Source organism: Marinobacter sp. NFXS11 (assembly GCF_040148675.1).
Classification (GTDB): domain Bacteria; phylum Pseudomonadota; class Gammaproteobacteria; order Pseudomonadales; family Oleiphilaceae; genus Marinobacter.
Genome location: NZ_JAGDDV010000001.1, coordinates 1,052,704 through 1,068,090 on the forward strand (window position 1 = coordinate 1,052,704; position 15,387 = coordinate 1,068,090).

14 protein-coding genes are annotated in these 15,387 nt (G+C 57.4%); 6 read left to right on the forward strand and 8 right to left on the reverse strand.

The genetic code is table 11. From position 1 onward, the window contains the following. Window positions 1-47: 47 nt before the first annotated feature. The gene (tusA, locus tag J3362_RS04945) at window positions 48-287 is read left to right on the forward strand and encodes a sulfurtransferase TusA (RefSeq protein ID WP_014577444.1); all 240 of its coding nucleotides are present in this window, start codon (window positions 48-50) and stop codon (window positions 285-287) included. 12 nt (window positions 288-299) lie between these two features. Here the strand turns inward: tusA and dsbD are convergent, their stop codons facing one another. After that, on the reverse strand, window positions 300-2,195 hold the full coding sequence (gene dsbD, locus J3362_RS04950) for a protein-disulfide reductase DsbD (protein ID WP_349518380.1): 1,896 nt from the start codon (window positions 2,193-2,195) through the stop codon (window positions 300-302). Between the two features lie 187 nt (window positions 2,196-2,382). Between dsbD and J3362_RS04955 the strand changes: the two genes are divergently transcribed. The 3 genes from J3362_RS04955 to pdxB are packed head-to-tail and all read left to right on the forward strand — an operon-like array spanning window position 2,383 to window position 5,396. Beyond that, on the forward strand, window positions 2,383-2,937 hold the full coding sequence (locus J3362_RS04955; protein ID WP_349518381.1) for an elongation factor P hydroxylase: 555 nt from the start codon (window positions 2,383-2,385) through the stop codon (window positions 2,935-2,937). Between the two features lie 6 nt (window positions 2,938-2,943). Next, the gene (locus tag J3362_RS04960) at window positions 2,944-4,227 is read left to right on the forward strand and encodes a DEAD/DEAH box helicase (RefSeq protein WP_349518382.1); all 1,284 of its coding nucleotides are present in this window, start codon (window positions 2,944-2,946) and stop codon (window positions 4,225-4,227) included. Window positions 4,228-4,244: 17 nt separating this feature from the next. Continuing rightward, window positions 4,245-5,396, forward strand: coding sequence for a 4-phosphoerythronate dehydrogenase PdxB (gene pdxB, locus J3362_RS04965; RefSeq protein WP_349518383.1), 1,152 nt, complete (start codon window positions 4,245-4,247; stop codon window positions 5,394-5,396). A gap of 48 nt (window positions 5,397-5,444) precedes the next feature. Here the strand turns inward: pdxB and htpX are convergent, their stop codons facing one another. The 3 genes from htpX to J3362_RS04980 form a co-directional block, all read right to left on the reverse strand. After that, complete coding sequence (gene htpX, locus J3362_RS04970) at window positions 5,445-6,326, reverse strand: protease HtpX (RefSeq protein ID WP_349518384.1); 882 nt, start codon at window positions 6,324-6,326, stop codon at window positions 5,445-5,447. Between the two features lie 95 nt (window positions 6,327-6,421). Continuing rightward, complete coding sequence (locus J3362_RS04975; RefSeq protein WP_349518386.1) at window positions 6,422-6,892, reverse strand: hypothetical protein; 471 nt, start codon at window positions 6,890-6,892, stop codon at window positions 6,422-6,424. A gap of 11 nt (window positions 6,893-6,903) precedes the next feature. After that, window positions 6,904-8,118: a pyridoxal phosphate-dependent aminotransferase gene (locus tag J3362_RS04980; protein WP_349518387.1), complete on the reverse strand. Its 1,215-nt coding sequence runs from the start codon at window positions 8,116-8,118 to the stop codon at window positions 6,904-6,906. Between the two features lie 252 nt (window positions 8,119-8,370). Here J3362_RS04980 and J3362_RS04985 point away from each other — a divergent pair, with 252 nt between their 5' ends. Beyond that, complete coding sequence (locus J3362_RS04985; protein ID WP_349518388.1) at window positions 8,371-8,862, forward strand: glutathione peroxidase; 492 nt, start codon at window positions 8,371-8,373, stop codon at window positions 8,860-8,862. Between the two features lie 9 nt (window positions 8,863-8,871). Here J3362_RS04985 and J3362_RS04990 read toward each other — a convergent pair whose 3' ends face one another. Then, a complete protein-coding gene (locus J3362_RS04990; protein WP_349518389.1) occupies window positions 8,872-11,199 on the reverse strand; it encodes a hybrid sensor histidine kinase/response regulator in 2,328 nt (775 codons plus the stop codon). 53 nt (window positions 11,200-11,252) lie between these two features. Further along, on the reverse strand, window positions 11,253-12,020 hold the full coding sequence (locus J3362_RS04995; RefSeq protein WP_349518391.1) for a hypothetical protein: 768 nt from the start codon (window positions 12,018-12,020) through the stop codon (window positions 11,253-11,255). Between the two features lie 235 nt (window positions 12,021-12,255). Between J3362_RS04995 and J3362_RS05000 the strand changes: the two genes are divergently transcribed. Next, the gene (locus J3362_RS05000) at window positions 12,256-13,266 is read left to right on the forward strand and encodes a LysR family transcriptional regulator (protein WP_039882066.1); all 1,011 of its coding nucleotides are present in this window, start codon (window positions 12,256-12,258) and stop codon (window positions 13,264-13,266) included. On the opposite strand, the gene J3362_RS05005 is transcribed toward J3362_RS05000, so the two are convergent. Both J3362_RS05005 and J3362_RS05010 read right to left on the reverse strand, forming a co-directional pair. After that, complete coding sequence (locus J3362_RS05005; RefSeq protein WP_062782559.1) at window positions 13,255-14,220, reverse strand: GNAT family N-acetyltransferase; 966 nt, start codon at window positions 14,218-14,220, stop codon at window positions 13,255-13,257. The two genes, J3362_RS05000 and J3362_RS05005, sit on opposite strands and share 12 nt — an antisense overlap. 5 nt (window positions 14,221-14,225) lie before the next feature. After that, a complete protein-coding gene (locus tag J3362_RS05010) occupies window positions 14,226-15,377 on the reverse strand; it encodes a JmjC domain-containing protein (RefSeq protein WP_349518392.1) in 1,152 nt (383 codons plus the stop codon). Window positions 15,378-15,387: the final 10 nt, after the last annotated feature.

The window sequence follows — 15,387 nt, forward strand, 5'->3', positions numbered from 1 at the left end:
TTAGCAGGTTTTTACGAAAAATCAGGTTCATTGATGGGAGACGACGTGTGACCGCAACTGACTACGACCTCGAGCTGGACGCCCGGGGCCTTTTCTGCCCGGAACCGGTCATGATGCTTCATAATCGGATCAACGATGTCCAACCTGGTGGCGTGTTGCGGGTTGTGGCGACCGACCCCTCTACCACCCGGGACATACCGAGGTTCTGCCAGTTTCTCGGCCATGAACTGGTGAAACAGTTGGAAGAGGACGATCTGTTTATCTACCTGATACGCCGGGGACAATAGCGATTTTGCCAGTCAGGCTTCCGGCCGCAGCGTCTGCAGGTGGCCAAGGAATTCCTCCCGATCCATTTCGCCCAGCACTCTTCGTTGGGCAAGTTCTTCCCCGTTGCTGCCATAGAATAGCATGGCGGGCGGCCCGAACAGGCCCAGTTCGTCCAGCATGGCCTGCTGCTCGGGGGTGTTGTCCGTCATGTCGATCTGAAGCAGGGTGAAGGGGCTGAGCGCCTGGATAACATCCGGCTTGCTGAAAACATTGCGTTCCATCACCTTGCAGGAGATGCACCAGTCGGCGTAGAAATCGAGCAGCACGGGCCGGCCCTTCTCGCGAGCCTGTTCTAGCATCGCCTGAATATCCGCTGGCCGTTCGACCCGCACGAAATCAGCGTGCTGAATGCCAGCGGTCCCAATGACGCCTGACGATGCTGAGGCGATGGTGAATGGTGCCAGAGGTTTTAATGGGTCATTGGCGCCACCCACGGCGCCTGCCAGCAACGCCAGACCATAGGCGAAGAGGACCAGGCCCAGACCTTTACGAGTGCGCTCCCAGCCCGCCTTGGCAGCGTCAAAGGCCCCCAGTTGAACGCCGGTGATGGCGACCAGGAGGCCCCACAGGGTCAGTGCCAGCCACCCCGGCACCAGGCGTTCCACCAGCCAGATGGCTACGGCCAGCAACATCACACCATAGAAGTGCTTCACGGCGGTCATCCAGTGGCCGGTTGTTGGTAGGAGTTTCCGGCCACCCACCGCCACCAGAATCAACGGAATGCCCATTCCAAGTCCAAGCGCAAACAGGGCAACCCCGCCGATTACGGCGTCCTGGGTCGTCGAGATATACAGCAGGCTGCCAGCGAGTGGCGCCGATACGCAGGGCGATACGATCAGCGCTGACAGGGCGCCGATACCGAAAATACTGAATACCCGACTCCCCGTGAGCCGGTGACTGGCATCATTGAGTGGTTCGCGAATAAAGCGAGGCAGCTGGATTTCGAACAGATCGAACATCGACAGTGCGAAAACGACAAACATCAGCGCAAAGACGCTCAGAACCCAGGGTGACTGCAATTGTGCCTGAAGATTGAAGCTGGCCCCCAGCAGGCCCGTCAGCACGCCGGCCGCAGCGTATGTGAGTGCCATGCCCAGTACATAGCTACCGGACAGGAGCAGGGCATGGCCGGTTGTCCGGGTGTTTCTGCCGGAAACCAGCGAGGAAATAATCGGGACCATGGGCAGCACACACGGCGTGAAGGTGAGTCCCAACCCGAGGAGCAAAAATACACCGGCAATGACCAGGGTGGATTGCTGGGCCAGAAAGCCGGCGAGGCCGGTGGCGGTTTCCGTGTCGACGGGAACACTGTCGCCTGACGCAAAACCCGCTGTTGCGGCGGTCTGCGAGCCGGATCCGCCGCTACCCTCGTAGAAGAGTACATCCCGGGTCTGGGGCGGGTAACACAAGCCTGCTTTGGCGCAGCCCTGGTAGGTTACCTGAAGTTCGGCTTCCCGAAGGCCAGCAGGCAGTATGACAGGCACACGGGCTTCAACGGGATCAAAGAAAACGGTGGTTTTGCCGAAGAACTCATCCTCGGTCACCGTGCCTGGCGCCGAGAAAGCGGGTTCTCCCAGGCTTACCCCGGGATTCGCAGCGGTGATGCTGATGCGGTCGCGATACAGGTAGTGCCCGGGCGTGATATTCCAGGAGAGAACCACGGTGTCAGCGTCGGTCGAGAAACTGAAGGGCAGCGCTTCGTCAACGGGCAGAAAGTCGCTGCCCTGGCCACCGAAAAGCGAGCCTCCATTGCCACCGAGTGCCCAGGCGGAGGGGGAACTCAAACACACCAGGGCGAGTGCCAGAATCAGGCCCAGTGGATTTGCCCATTGGCGTTTTATCGTCGTTACTGCAGCAAAAGCGATCATTGATTGTAAGATTTCCCGGTTGGTGTCTCTCTGTTCAGAGTCTATTCAATTACGACTGTTACACCGCAATCGGCGCCGGCGCACGCCAGCCATGGACACGACGTGACTGTCAAAGTTCCCTCTGGTATTGGGGGCAGTAAAGTCGCACAATAGCCACCCAATGAATCACAGTCCAAATGATCTTATCATGCTGTTTAATGACCTTTTCCGGGAAGCATACCGGACAGTTCTGGTCAAAGGCAGTGGTGAACCTGAATACTTGCCTGCCAGCGATCCGGAAGGTCTCGCACAGGTCGTTTTCGCTCATGGCTATTATGCCAGTGCTTTGCATGAAATAAGCCACTGGTGTATTGCTGGTGAGCACCGGCGCACACTTCATGACTATGGTTACTGGTACTGTCCGGATGGCCGGACACTGCAGCAGCAACAGGCGTTCGAGCAGGTTGAGGTCAAGCCCCAGGCCCTTGAGTGGTTGTTTTCGGTGGCCGCAGGGTCCCGTTTTCACATCAGCGTGGACAACCTCTCCGGCGTTGGCGCCGCCGATGAAGAGCGGTTTCGGCAGAGAGTCAGAGACCAGGCACGTGAGTATCTGGAACAGGGGTTGCCACCCCGGGCCCAGAGATTTTTTGACTCGCTGGCCACATTTTACGGTACCGGAGAAATCCTAGAAGAACGCTGGCATGAAGATGCCCGACGTATCGCTCCGCTATATTCTGAATCAGGACATTCCCAGGAAAACTGAGACTTTATGACATCTGACCCAAAACACACCGGTGATCTGAGATTCAGCGATCTGAACCTCGACAAACGTTTGCTGGATGCCATTACGGCCATTGGTTTTGAATACTGCACACCCATTCAGGCCGAAACACTGCCCTGGACACTGGCCTGCGAAGATCTGATTGGTCAGGCGCAGACCGGCACCGGCAAAACCGCTGCGTTTCTGATTACGGCGATCCAGAGTTTGCTGGAAACCCCGATTCCCGAAAAGGACCGATTTGCCTCCGAGCCGAGGGTTCTGGCCCTGGCGCCCACCCGGGAACTGGCGATGCAGATCGCGAAAGACGCTGAGCAACTGTGCCAGCATACCGGCCACAACGTAGTAACCGTTGTCGGTGGCATGAACTATGACAAGCAGCGCGATCAGTTGCAGAATGAGATCGTCGACATTCTGGTTGCTACCCCGGGCCGTCTGATCGATTTTCTCGGATCCCAGGACGTGTTTCTGGACCAGCTCGACATCCTGATCCTTGATGAGGCTGATCGCATGCTGGACATGGGCTTCATTCCCGATGTGAAGCGCATTATCCGCAAATGCACACCCAAAGAGGAGCGCCAGACCCTGCTGTTCAGTGCCACGTTCAACCAAGACGTACTGAACCTCGCCTCCATGTGGACGAGCAACGCGGAGTTTGTCGAAATTGAGCCGGAGCAGAAAACGGCGGAGCGGGTCGAGCAGACCGTCTACCTGGTGGGCGACGATGAAAAGTTGCCGGTGCTCGTCAATTTCCTGAAGCGGCCGGAAGTGGAAAAGGCGCTGGTATTTGCCAACCGCCGGGATCAGTGCCGCGACCTGGAAGAAGATCTGAGGAACCAGGGCGTCAAGGTGGCTCTGATGTCGGGAGAAATCGCCCAGAACAAGCGCCTCAAAACCCTGGACCAGTTCAAAAAAGGCAGCATCCAGGTCCTGGTGGCCACCGATGTGGCGGGCCGTGGTATTCACGTCAACGGCGTCACCCACGTTTTCAACTACAATCTGCCTGATAATGCCGAAGATTATGTGCACCGGATTGGGCGCACAGGCAGGGCTGGCAAGCACGGGGTTTCCATCAGTTTTGCCGGTGAGGATGACTCGTTCGCGCTTCCCGCCATCGAAACCTACATCAGCCAGAAGCTGAAGACTGCCGTGCCCGATGAGGCGCTCATGGCGCCGATGGACAATCCGCCAATTACCCGCAAGCGAAGTCGTCGCCCGCAGGGCGGCGGTGGACGTGGTCAGGGTGGGCGCAATCAGCGTCAGCGCAGGAACTGACAGGGCCGGATATCAACATGTTGATCGTAGCAGACGAAAACATTCCCTTACTCGATTCCTTTTTCGGCGATATCGGCGAGATTCGCCGGGTATCCGGCCGTTCCATGTCGAACGAGGATGTCCGGGATGCCGATATCGTGCTGGTTCGTTCCGTCACCAGGGTAAATCGTGAGCTCCTGGAGGGTAGTCGGGTTCGGTTTGTCGGCACAACCACCATCGGTACCGACCATGTCGATCTTGACTGGCTCGAGGGCGCGGGTATTCGCTTCTCGGCGGCGCCGGGCTGCAACGCCAACAGTGTTGCCGAGTACGTGTTGTCTGTGCTTTCGCTGCATGCGGAGCGGCGTGGACTTGCTGACTGGTCCCAGCTCAGTGTTGGTATTGTCGGGGTCGGCAATGTCGGTGGCGAATTGGCCCGCAAACTGGAGCGCCTTGGATTTGATGTGCGGCTCTGTGATCCGCCCAGGGCGGATCGGGAAGAGGACGACCAGGAGTTTGTGTCGCTGGAAGAGGCCATGAAGTGTGATGTGGTGTCCCTGCACACACCCTTGACGCGAGAAGGGGACCATCCCACTCTGCATATGATTGGTCATCCCGAGCTTGAGGCTCTGGGCGCAAATCAGCTTCTTATCAATGCTGGTCGTGGAGAAGTCATCGACTCTTCGGCATTGCTGGCCCGGCTAGAGCAGGGTAATGCGCCGACCGTGGCGCTGGATGTCTGGGAACAGGAACCGAGGATTCATCCCGAACTGGTTGACCGGGTCTGGCTGGCGACACCGCACATCGCCGGGTACAGCCTCGATGGCAAGGTTCAGGGGACGGAAATGATCTACCAGGCTCTGAGCCAGTTTCTGGGTTTGCCGGTTCGCAAAAAAGCCGGCCAGTTTTTACCGGAGCCGGCGCTCAGCAAAATTTCCTTTACCAGCTCGGCGGACGAAGAAGATGCCATCCGCCTTGCGCTAAGGGCATGCTACGACCCTCGTCCCGACGATTCCCGGCTGCGTAATGCCATGACAGGATCCGTTGAGGAGCGAGGTGCGGCTTTTGACAGGCTCCGTCGTGATTACCCGGTACGTCGGGAGTGCTCCAGTCTCAAGATTCAGCTCAAGGGAACCAGCAAATCGTTGCAGGACAGTTTCCGGGCCATTGGGTTCAAGTTGAAGATTTGAACGAGTCACACCTGTAAAACAAAAAACGGGGCCCTCGGGCCCCGTTTTTTACAGCTTGGCGTGCTGCAATGCCTGTATACGATCTTCCAGCGGCGGATGCGTCATGAATAGCGCACTCAGGCCGCCCCGGGCTCCGCGATTGATGCCGAATGCCTGGAGAGAGTCCGGCATCTGATCCGGTACTTCACTTTCCTGTTTCAGCCTTGCCAGCGCGCTGATCATGGCTGAGCGCCCCGCCAGTTGGGCGCCAGCGATGTCCGCCCGGAATTCCCGCCGGCGGGAGAACCAGAACACGATCGTGCTGGCCAGAATGCCCAGGACAATCTCGGCAACGATGCTGACGGCGAAAAAACCAAGGCCATGCCCACTTTCGTTCTTGAATATCACCCGGTCAACAAACGAACCGATGACCCGGGAGGCGAAGATCACGAACGTGTTCACCACACCCTGAATCAGAGCCAGGGTCACCATGTCGCCATTGGCCACGTGGCCGATTTCGTGGCCCAGAACTGCCCGGATTTCGTCCTTGTTGAAGCGATGCAAAAGGCCCTCGCTGACGGCGACCAGGGCATCGTTCTTGTTCCAACCCGTTGCGAAGGCGTTGGATTGGGACGCCGGGAAAATAGCCACCTCCGGCATTCCGATACCGGCGTTCTTCGCCAACTCGGCTACGGTATCCACCAGCCAGCGCTCGGCAGGTGTTCTCGGGGAATCAATAACCCGGGCCCTGGTGCTCCACTTGGCCATTCGTTTGGATATCAGCAGAGACACGATGGCGCCGGCAAATCCGAAGACCGCCGCGAAGGCCAGCAAAGAGCCATACTGAATACCATTCTGGGCAAGGTAGCTATCCACGCCCAACAGTCGCAGTGTAAAGCTCGCGACAAGGATGACAGCAAGGTTGGTTGCCAGAAACAGCAGAATACGCATGTTGGTGCCCTGATCAGTTCGTCAAAGAAAATAAAGCCGCTATTCAGACCGTTATATGCGGTCGCGGTTCAATCAATCAACGAGCTTACGGTGATTTAATAATTGCCGCGGTCGGCAAAAAAGGTTGCCTGCATGATCTGGCTGATTCGGGCGGAGCTCCCCCCGCGCAGCGCCCTGCGAATCAGGTGGATGTGAGTGGAAAGATCCTCCTGAACGGAAGGGGGCAGATTACCGGCAGCCGTTTCCTCGGGGATACCGAATTCGCTGGTCAGAGTCTCTGGCGCCGGTGCGCTCAGGCGGATAAAGGCGTCTCTGGTCAGAACCGCCTGGTCCAGAGCCTCCTGGCGGATGGTGTCGACGTACCGGAGCAGACCTTCCTCTGCGAGCCAGAGCAGGGCGCCGAAACAGGCCATGTGTCGCTTGCTGTGCAGGCCAAATTCGTCCGGCTCATCCGGGCCGGCAATGTCCTCGACAAACAGGTTGATGCGCCTGGGAAAGGCGCCATACAGCTGCACCAGGGCAATGGCCGCATCCTTGTAGAATTCCTCGACGTGAATATCCGCCATGGTTTTCCCCGTTATTGCTGGTATTGGGCAAGGAAATTGCCGAGCCGGCCCATGGCGTCCTCGAGGGTATCTTCCCTGGGCAGGAACACGACTCTCAGGTGCTGCCTGTCATCGATATTGAAGGCCGACCCCTGCACCAGGAGGATTTTCTCCTGCAACAGCAGGTCCAGAACCAGTTTCTCGTCGTTTACGATAGGGAAGTGCTTGGGATCCAGTTTAGGAAACAGGTACAGCGCACCCTGGGGTTTGACACAGCTAACACCCGGAATGTCGTTGAGCATCCGCCAGGCCGTCTCCCGCTGTTCGTACAGACGTCCGCCCGGCGCCACCAGATCGTTGATGGACTGATAGCCTCCCAGGGCTGTCTGAATAGCGAGTTGGGCTGGAACGTTGGCACACAGGCGCATATTGGAGAGCATGTCGATGCCCTCGATCAGATCCTTCGCCCGGTGTTTTGCTCCACTGACGATCATCCAGCCCGAGCGGTAACCTGCTGCGCGGTAATTCTTGGACAGGCCGTTATAGGTAAAGAACAGCACGTCGTCGGCCAGTGAGGCGGTAGAGATGTGCTGGGTACCGTCATAGAGAATCTTGTCGTAAATCTCGTCCGAAAGAATGATCAGGTTGTGCTTGCGGGCCAGTTCGATGACCTGCTCCAGAAGCTCCTTTGAATACACTGCCCCGGTCGGGTTGTTGGGGTTGATCAGAACAATGGCACGGGTCCGCCGGGTGATCTTCTTGCGGATATCGTCAATATCCGGAAACCAGTCCTGCTGTTCGTCGCAGCGATAGTGCACGGGTTTGCCGCTGGAAAGTGTGACGGCTGCGGTCCACAAGGGGTAGTCGGGGGCGGGGATCAGGACTTCGTCGCCGGTATTCAACATGGCCTGCATCGTCATGACGATCAGCTCACTGACGCCGTTGCCCAGGAAGATATCGTCAATATCGACCTTGTCGATACCCCGCTGCTGGCAGTAGTGCATGACCGCCTTACGGGCGGAGAACAGCCCCTTTGATTCCACATAGCCCTGGGCCTGGTGCATGTTGTAGATGACGTCCTGCTGGATTTCCTCAGGGACATCCAGCTCGAAGGCAGCAGGGTTGCCGATGTTGAGCTTGAGCACGCGATGACCTTCTTCTTCGAGTCGACGCGCTTCCCGCAGAACTACGCCACGTATTTCATAACACACGTTATCCAGCTTGGCGGATTTGTAGTAGTTCTGCATAAGACCCGGACGTCCTTCTTTTGAGATCGAAAAATGGCACCTGCCAATACGAGAGGCCTTTATTCTAGCGGAGCGAGGCCCGGCGGCAACAGGGGAATTATGATGAATTGTGTCGTGTTAAGGCAGATTTAGCACACAAACCTGAACCGGTTTTTAAAAATGATCGCCGTAGAGCCTGCATTGCCATGGTTTTTTGGTCTGTGTTGTGAACAATGGAGTCACGACGAACACAAACATCGAAGGGAGAGCTCCATGGCAGGCGAGACGGTCTACGATTTTACGGTAAGGGATATCAAGGGTAATGAACAAAGCATGGCAGAGTACCGGGGCAAGGTGCTCCTGATCGTGAATACCGCCAGTAAATGTGGTTTCACGCCGCAATTCGAAGGCCTACAGTCCCTGCACAATGAATTGGGGAGTAAGGGGTTTGAGGTTCTGGGCTTTCCCTGCAACCAGTTCCTTAATCAGGACCCGGGCGACGAGGATACAATTAGCCAGTTCTGCAGTCTTAACTACGGGGTCGACTTCCCTATGTTTTCCAAAGTCGAAGTCAATGGTGATGGCACCCACCCACTGTTTCGCTTTCTCAAGCATGAAGCCAAGGGACTGATGGGGTCGGAAAAGGTCAAGTGGAACTTCACCAAGTTCCTGGTGGCTCCCGATGGCAAGGTGGTACGTCGCTATCCGCCTACAACCAAGCCGGAGGATATTCGGGCCGACATCGAGAAACTGTTGCCGGCCTGAAGGCTACGGTCAAATCGCGGGGCGCCAGCGGTCGATGACCGTCCGGAGCTCTTCGCGCTTGTACGGCTTGGTAATGTAGTCGTTCATGCCTGAGGCAAGGCAGTCCTCGCGGTCGCCCTGCATCACATTCGCGGTAACAGCGATGATCGGCAGGTCTTTCCATTCCGGGTTTTGCCGAATCCTCTGTGTTGCTTCGTAGCCGTCCATAACCGGCATCTGGCAATCCATCAGCACCAGGTCATAGTGGTTGTCTTCCAGTGCCTGTATGGCTTTGAGGCCGTTCTCTGCATGATCTGTGCGATGGCCGAGTTTCTTGAGCAGGCTGACGGCCACCATCTGGTTGACCTGATTGTCCTCCACCAGAAGGATTGCCAAGGAAGCCTCTGTGTCGGTTTGCTCATGGTCTTCCACGGCGTTAGCAGGTTGTTCGTCGCTTTTCACCAGCCCTGCAGCCAGAAGGAGGCAGCGTAGCAGTTCATCCCGTCGCAATGGCAGCGAGAGCAGCTGTTGCTGCCCCAGGGCGGGGGGCAGGGTGCCGGAAAAGTCCACAAGCACGACGCCGGCGCCTTGCCAGTTGCCGGCGAATGCCAGGGTTTCTTCATCCCCTGCGTTGGCAAGAGCAAGCAAAATTCCATCCGGGTGTCTGCTCGCGCCGCGTATCGGGATGCCCCACTTGCGAAGTTGGGCTTCGATTGCAGACCGATGTGGGTTGTCCGGTGGTATTGCCATCGCTATACCAATGTCCTTGAGCCGGGAATCCAAGCGGGGCAGATCATGATCTTCGCTGGCTTCATGAAACGGCAGGGGCAGGGTAACGGTGAAGTGTGTGCCGCTGCCCTCCCGGGAGTCCACCAGAATCTGGCCATGCATGCGTTCGACAAGTTGACGGCAGAGCGTCAGGCCGAGACCGGTTCCCCCATACAGCCGCGTGGTCTCGGCATCAGCCTGGGAGAAGGGTGAGAAAATCCGGTGCAGGCCCTCGGTAGACATACCGATCCCGGTGTCTACGACATCGATTCTCAAGCTACCCCCGGAGTAGGCTGCCTTTAATTTCACGCTGCCTTCGTCCGTGAATTTGATGGCATTGCTCAGGAGGTTGTTGAGCACCTGGCGTACCCGTGTCGGATCCCCCAGAAAGTCTTCAGGCAGATCCGGATCGATTTCGGTGACCAGGTGAATACGCTTGCGGCGCGCTTGTTGGGCATGGAGTGTCGCGCACTCTTCGATCAGGTGTCGGACACTGAAGGGAATGTTTTCCAGGCTGAGTTTGCCGGCCTCCACTTTCGAGATGTCCAGTATGTCGTTCAACAGCCCGAGCAGGCTTTCACCGGCGTTCAGGGCGATTTCTATCCTGTTGCGCTGGGCAGACTCCAGCTCGCCCTCAAGTGCCAGGCCTAGCATCCCGAGAACACCATTGAGCGGAGTCCGGATCTCATGGCTCATGCTTGCCAGAAAATTGGCCCGTGCCCGTGCCCGGCGAACTGCATCTTCCTTGGCTTTGACCAGGGCGCGATTGCCACGCTGCAAAGCGTCGTTCTTTTCGGAGATTTCCCGGGTCCGGTCGGCCACCTCCTGCTCAAGCTGGCTGGAGTAGTTTTTCATGGCACTCTCGGCGTGCCGGAGTTGTGCAAGGCTCGAATCGATGGTTTCGAGGTGCTGGTTGATGATACCTACCATGGTCCCGATCTCATCTTCCCGATGGTTTGCCGGGATCGGAAGCCTGACCTTTTCCGGAGAGGTAGCCCGAACCTGGCTCAGTGCGCTGATCACATTGAGCATGGGACGGGTCAGCACAAAATAGAAAATGGCAAGAAGTGCGGCAGACAGGATCAGGCTTTTCAGTAGCCCGCTGATCAGAGTGTATCCGGCTCGTTGGAGGAAGAGCGCCCCATAATGATAGGTGTCAATGGTGACGATCAGATGCCCAAGTGGCAGATCCTCAAGCTGCGGAACCCGGAGTTCCTGTCGAAACACGCGATCCGGGCCGAACAGCAGATCGCTGACCCAGCGATAGGGCGAGACCGGGCTGCTCTTGCTGGATGCTGCCATGGTCTCGTCGTCATTATCGGTAATTCTGGCATCAATGGTAGCGGGATGGCGAAGTAGGCCGTCGAGCAATTCTTCCGCCAGACGGACGTCGATGTTGTAGGCAATCTGGGAAGCAGGGCTGTTGCTGATATCGATCAGCGCATGGATTTCCTTCTCCATAGAATCCTTCGCGCTGAAGTAGTCCAGGGTAATCTGGGCCACATTCAGCACCAGCCCGAGGGCCATGGCAACCAGTACCGTGTCTCGAGTCAGTCGATAAGAAAGCCGTTGTTTGAAGCCGTTGCTCACGGGTTTGCACTGTCCCTGTTGACGGGCCCTTTAAAGCGACCCGTTCGGTACCTTCAGTCGTCGTAATCGGCCTTTTTCTTCCACTCGTCGTCGTGGAGAAACGTATCCCACTCACGGTCCAGTTTGGATTCTCCTTGCGGGCTTTCTTTACCCTCTGCACTCATGGCCTCAAGTTCCTGAATGCGCGTCCGGAAGCTTTTCACTGCCTTCATAGCAAGGGGATTGTCGCGGGATTTGCCCATTTCGGTACTGGCCAGATGATAGGCATGAATGGCCTTCCGGATCTGGTTCTGGCGAACATGGTCCCGGGCCTGAAACACATGCAGGTCCGCGTGGGTCTTGTGGACCAGGAAGAGCACATACTTGAGGTTTTTCTTGGCGGTGGCCGAATCAATCCGTCCGCTCTTGTGCATGGCTTCAATCATCTTGAACAGATTCTGAAGCAATTCCTTGACGTAATTCGACTTTTCCGCGGAATCAATCTTGACTGGCGTGGTGGTGTCGCGCTTTTCAACGATCTGTGTTTTCAGTTCTGCAGCGGACTTCTGCCATTCCTTGACCGGCAGGTTCGACTTCAGGCCGGCCAACTCCGCGCACGCTTCTTCCATGCGTTTAATCAGAAGCAGCTTCAGATCCGCTGTCAGGTATTGGCCGGGAATTTCGGTCAGCAGGCGATTGGCCCTGTTATAGGCGTCTTCCTGAGCGGTAATCTTGCGCGCCCGTTCAATGCGGGCGCGTTCCCGCATCTGGCTGAGCACAATAATGACAATCGAGACGGTAACGATGGCCGCCAGCAGAAGGACGATCGTAGTGGTATCCATTTTGTCAGTAACGACTCCGGCTTCAGGATCAAATGATGGCGGGTGTACAAACCGGCCTCAAAACACCGATATTATTCAGCAAGTATCCGAAAGACTAGCAGAAATACCGCTCCAGATCCGTTTTCAAATGTGAAAGTTCGTGTTGCTGATTGATTACGTGAATCCTCGCTATCATGTATATTGCTCTCGTGAATGAGCCTCGCTTTTCCTGTTGTTCTGGCGTTCCGGAGTTTTTGTGGATATTTCCCGTGTTGATCTGAACCTGCTCGTGTACCTGGATGTGTTGCTGCGCGAGCGGAATGTGACCAAGGCAGCGAACCACCTGGGTATTACCCAGCCTGCCATGAGCAATGGTTTGAAGCGGTTGCGGGATCTATTCAGTGATCCGCTCCTGGTGCGAACCAGTGAGGGTATGACGGCCACGGAGCGCGCGCGTGAATTACAACCGCTGGTGCGGGGAATCCTGTCGGATATTGAGCAGGCCGTGCAAGATAAGACACCGTTTTCGGCTCTTGAAAGCCAGCGCGTGTTCCGGATTATGGCCAGTGATTATGCCGAATCCTGCCTGATGCCCCGAGTTCTGAGGCGGATCCGTCAGGAAGCGCCGCACGTCACCCTGGATGTGCTCACGCCCAGTGATGTCAGCTTCCTGGATGTCGAGCAGGGGCGGTTGGATATGGCGATCAACCGGTTCGACAAGATCCCCCAGTCTTTCCATCAGAAGACCCTCTGGACCGAGTATTTTGCCTGCCTGATGAACGCCCGTAACCCGGTATTGAAGGAGCCCTTCACGCTGGACACCTATCTGGACGCCAGCCATATCTGGGTCAGCAAGACCGGGTTTGGTGTTGGTGTTGGTGTAAACCCAAAGGATGTCCAGCGGCTGGGCTGGGTTGATGAGGCGCTGTCGAGAATGGGGCGCAAGCGTCAGATTTCCGTTTTCACCCGTCACTATCAGGTTGCGATGCTGCTGGCCGAGCAGCATGACCTGATTGCCACGCTGCCATCCCGGGCAGCCTGGCTGCAGAAAGACAACCCGAATCTTGTGGTCAAGGTGCCTCCGTTCGAGATTCCACCGTTCGAGCTGAAAATGGCCTGGAGCCCTCTGTTGCAGCACAACGCGGACCATCAATGGCTGCGCAAACTGATTGCTGAGGTGGCTACGGAGGTGGATACCGAGTTTGCTCCGTTCGGGGCCAGGTTCGAAGCGCCGGACGCGCCCCAGGCCCATCACTCAGAGCGGTAGTTCCCGAAGCTCCAGGGAAGGGCGGGCCGCATCCCACATGCGCTGGAAGTTTTCCGACAAGAGCTTTACGCGGCCACCGTCCGAGAACTTGGCGAAACCCTCTGGCTTGTAGAAATCATGTCGGTACACCACGCCTTCACGGTCCGCAATAATGAAGGGCTGGTCCTCAACCGGGTAGTCCTCGTTGACCAGTCGAAGTTCCATGCGGCTCGGCAGTCGGCGCATCAGTTCGACCAGTGTGTGTCGACGTTTCACCAGCGGCTTGTCGTCATGGATCAGCAGCCTGACTTCGCTGAGCCGGTGCCGACGGGCCAGGGCGGAGATCAGCTCCCGGAAACGATGCCGGTCATACAGATCATGTTCGAGCAGGCGGTCATAAAGCCAGATGCGCTGGCCGGCCTGGCCAACCACCGAATCCATCAAGCCCAGTAGCCTGGCCTCGGTATCAAACAGCCAGGAGTCCGTGTCGCTGCCCAGAATCATCGGCCGGTCCCGGGAGCCAAGGCCCTCGGCAGCGAGTCCCGGCGCCAGGCTACGCATGTCAAAGTGGGGAATGCCGGCGTCGTCGTAAACGCCCGAACAGACATGGAAGCCTGACCGCTGATAAAAAGGAATGGCGTGCTCCTGGGCAGACAACCTGAGCTCGGCAAAACGGTCAGCCGATTCTGCGATCAGGTGCCTGAGCAATGCCTCCCCGATACCCTGTCCGCGGTACTGGGGCAGGATCGCCATGCGACCGATGTGGCCGGTTTCTTCCAGGGTTGAAAACAGTCGTGCCACGCCTGCCGGGGTATTGTCTGGCAGCACTGCCAGATAGTGATCGGCAATTTCGTCGGTTTCATCCCACTCCAGCTCCGGCGGAACTTTCTGTTCCTCAATAAACACCTGCTGGCGGATATCCCGGATGGATGCCGGGGCCAGTTGCCAGCTGTATTTGCGAAACCGGATGCTCATAACGCCTATTCGAAGTAAACCGAGCCTTGATTGTAGAGCGTGGTCAGAAGCCCAAGCAATGCTTCGTCTTCGGAGAGCCGGGCGAGGGTTGGCATATCGACGCGGGCTCCCGAGCACAGAAGCGGAGCAAGCGGCTGGGCATCGCCCTTGAGCAGGAACTGCTCGCCGTCCACAAACAGGGCGGTTTCGCTGGCAAACTCGTAGTAGGCGAAACGGGAGCCTTCGTTCCAGCGCAGCTGCTCGCCCGCGTGTATTGCTTCGGCGACGTCTCCGGTGGACGCTGGCTCCTCCGCGGGCACGACAATATCCATGCTCTTGGGCGCCGTTGAGAACTGGCCAAACCAGAGGGCCAGTTGCCGGCGGTCCTCAAGTTTTTCCCGGATCACGGTCTCGAGGCGGTCAACCACACCCGGCTGAATCGTGCCCGGATTGTCCTGTACCTTCAGATCCGGATCGTTCAGGTGATCCGAGGCATCGGACTGGCTGCAGAGGAAATCGGTAAATCCGGTCAGAATGTCATCCACGGTGGGTGCACGGAAGCCCACCGACAGCGTGATACAGTCATCCTCGGCCACTCCATGGTGGCCAATACCCGGCGGCAGGTACAGCATGTCACCGGGTGCCAGAGTAACGGTTTCTTCGCCATCCCAGCTGCTCAGAATGCGCAGCGGAGTGCCTTCCACGCGGGGGGAGGTATGATCGCAATGGCCTCCAAACGTCCACCGGCGGTGGCCCTGGGCCTGGAGGAGGAATACATCATACTGGTCGTAATGGGGGCCAACGCTGCCGCCTTTCGGGGCAAAACTGGCCATGATGTCATCCAGGCGCCAATTGGGGATGAAGCGGAAGTGCTCCAGCAAATCTGCAATATCGGGCACCCAATGGTCCAGCCCCTGCACCAGGAGCGTCCAGTCCTGTTCGGGCAGGCTGCTGAACCGGTCCGGCGAAAAGGGGCCGTTGTGGAGCTGCCAGGGCTTGCCATCGTCATTTTCGATCACAATCCGCGACTCCACGCCCTCCTCACAGGCCAGGCCGGCCAGTTCATCGGCGCTGACCGGGCACTGGAAGTCGGGAAACGCCTGACGGATAACCAGCGGCTTTTTCTGCCAGTAGTCCCGCAGAAATTCAGAGGGTGTTAGTCCGCCAAGCATGTCCATGGGTTACTCC

Excerpts from the sequence above, each read along its gene's own strand:
- dsbD (WP_349518380.1), bottom strand. The coding sequence starts at position 2,195 with ATGATCGCTTTTGCTGCAGTAACGACGATAAAACGCCAATGGGCAAAT.
- J3362_RS04955 (WP_349518381.1), top strand. The coding sequence starts at position 2,383 with ATGCTGTTTAATGACCTTTTCCGGGAAGCATACCGGACAGTTCTGGTC.
- J3362_RS04960 (WP_349518382.1), top strand. The coding sequence starts at position 2,944 with ATGACATCTGACCCAAAACACACCGGTGATCTGAGATTCAGCGATCTG.
- pdxB (WP_349518383.1), top strand. The coding sequence starts at position 4,245 with ATGTTGATCGTAGCAGACGAAAACATTCCCTTACTCGATTCCTTTTTC.
- htpX (WP_349518384.1), bottom strand. The coding sequence starts at position 6,326 with ATGCGTATTCTGCTGTTTCTGGCAACCAACCTTGCTGTCATCCTTGTC.
- J3362_RS04975 (WP_349518386.1), bottom strand. The coding sequence starts at position 6,892 with ATGGCGGATATTCACGTCGAGGAATTCTACAAGGATGCGGCCATTGCC.
- J3362_RS04980 (WP_349518387.1), bottom strand. The coding sequence starts at position 8,118 with ATGCAGAACTACTACAAATCCGCCAAGCTGGATAACGTGTGTTATGAA.
- J3362_RS04985 (WP_349518388.1), top strand. The coding sequence starts at position 8,371 with ATGGCAGGCGAGACGGTCTACGATTTTACGGTAAGGGATATCAAGGGT.
- J3362_RS04995 (WP_349518391.1), bottom strand. The coding sequence starts at position 12,020 with ATGGATACCACTACGATCGTCCTTCTGCTGGCGGCCATCGTTACCGTC.
- J3362_RS05005 (WP_062782559.1), bottom strand. The coding sequence starts at position 14,220 with ATGAGCATCCGGTTTCGCAAATACAGCTGGCAACTGGCCCCGGCATCC.
- J3362_RS05010 (WP_349518392.1), bottom strand. The coding sequence starts at position 15,377 with ATGGACATGCTTGGCGGACTAACACCCTCTGAATTTCTGCGGGACTAC.